The sequence below is a fragment of the Microcystis sp. LE18-22.4A genome (genome assembly GCF_027531105.1).
In the GTDB taxonomy this organism is placed as follows: domain Bacteria; phylum Cyanobacteriota; class Cyanobacteriia; order Cyanobacteriales; family Microcystaceae; genus Microcystis; species Microcystis aeruginosa.
Window position 1 is genome coordinate 1 of sequence record NZ_JAPZRB010000161.1, and the last position, 1532, is coordinate 1532.

Here is a 1532-nt window from a genome sequence, read left to right on the forward strand (position 1 = left end):
GGAGTGATCAGGGGTAAATTCAGGGACTTTTTCCCTGAAAATTAGGTAATTGACCCCCTCAAAATCGGTAAAACCCCACACCCCACACCCCACACCCTACACCCTGCCCCTAGGAAAAACTTTTTCAGCAGACCCTAATTACTGTCATAATATTTCTCAAAAAAAGAGGAGAAAAAAGCAAGTTCTGCCCTTCTCTCCTCCAGTCTAGCGATTAATTACATTGAAACAGCAGTGAGTAATTTTTTACTATTCACCGCTTTAGTAAGCACCGTTATTTTTGGGAAAAACCACAACACCGATAGTTCTGAAGATTACCCAGATATCAGTTAACCAGTTACGCGAATTAACGTAATACACATCCATCTGCACCCGCAGGGGATAGGGTATGTCATTACGTCCCGAAACTTGCCATAAACCAGTCAAACCGGGGCGAATAGTTAAAACTTTGTCGATGCGATTGCCATATTTCTGCAATTCTTCGGGAACTAAAGGCCGCGGACCGACGACGCTCATATCTCCTCGCAGGACGTTCCAGAATTGGGGAAACTCGTCTAAACTGGTTAAGCGGAGAAATTTGCCAATCCAAGTTATGCGAGGATCGTCCTTAAGCTTGAAATTATCCTCGAATTCTGCCCGCAGTTGGGGAGAGTCTTCCATCAGTCTCTCTAACACCTTATCAGCATCCATTACCATAGTACGGAACTTGATACAGTTGAAATGCTGGAAGTTTTGACCGACGCGCTTCTGCACATAGAAGACCGGACCGGGGGAACTAATCGCGATCAATAAGGCTAAGATTAAATAAAGCGGCGAAAAGAAAATTAGAACCGATAGGGAGAAAACGATATCGAATAATCGTTTTGAGGTATCGCCGTCTAAAGCTATTAACCAAGATTTTTGATGCCGTCTACCAGAGACCGAAGGTTTGAACCCTCGCTTCATCAAAGCTTGTAGAGCCTTGACGGAGATAAGTTGGCTATTAGCAGTCATCTTACTCCTTCACATCACACACACCACACAGTACCCATGATAAAGCCACAAGACCGAAAAAACAAGTCTTCTGGCCAATAACTGGCACTGGCCATTTTAGAGCCTTTGTACTGAAAAATCTCTAATTAGGGTTTACTGAAAAAGTTTGTTGCTGGGATTAGGAGTCAGTCCCGATGAAAAAATTTTCACCCCCACAGATGAAAGAGGTTTCCTTCCCTACACCCTACACCCCACACCCCACACCCCACACCCTACACCCTCTTTCAAGTCAGGAGTCTGGGGAGTCAGGAGTCTGGGGCGTCAGTAGTCAGCAGATTGCTTTTATTTAGGGTTTGCTGAATAATGGTAAAACCCTTTTAAAATAAAGCTTTTGACCTGTTAAAGTCCGATGTTAGTGCTGCGAAAATAGGATTGGGACGTTCAAAAACCTTGCATTATCCTTCTTGTAGTACATCGCTTGGTACAAAAAACAAGGGCAACAAAGCCTAAAACGACCGGCTCCTGACGACCGGCTACTGACTCCTACCCCCAGGAAAAACTTT

1 protein-coding gene is annotated in these 1532 nt (G+C 44.3%); it reads right to left on the minus strand.

All coding sequences use genetic code 11. The annotated features are described in order from the left end of the window. Nucleotides 1-258: 258 nt before the first annotated feature. Nucleotides 259-990, minus strand: a complete 732-nt coding sequence (locus tag O9295_RS07360) for an undecaprenyl-phosphate galactose phosphotransferase family protein (protein WP_002760967.1) — start codon at nt 988-990, stop codon at nt 259-261. Nucleotides 991-1532: the final 542 nt, after the last annotated feature.

What these genes read in the sequence shown, in the direction of transcription:
- O9295_RS07360 (WP_002760967.1), bottom strand. Translation starts at nt 990, where the DNA reads ATGACTGCTAATAGCCAACTTATCTCCGTCAAGGCTCTACAAGCTTTG.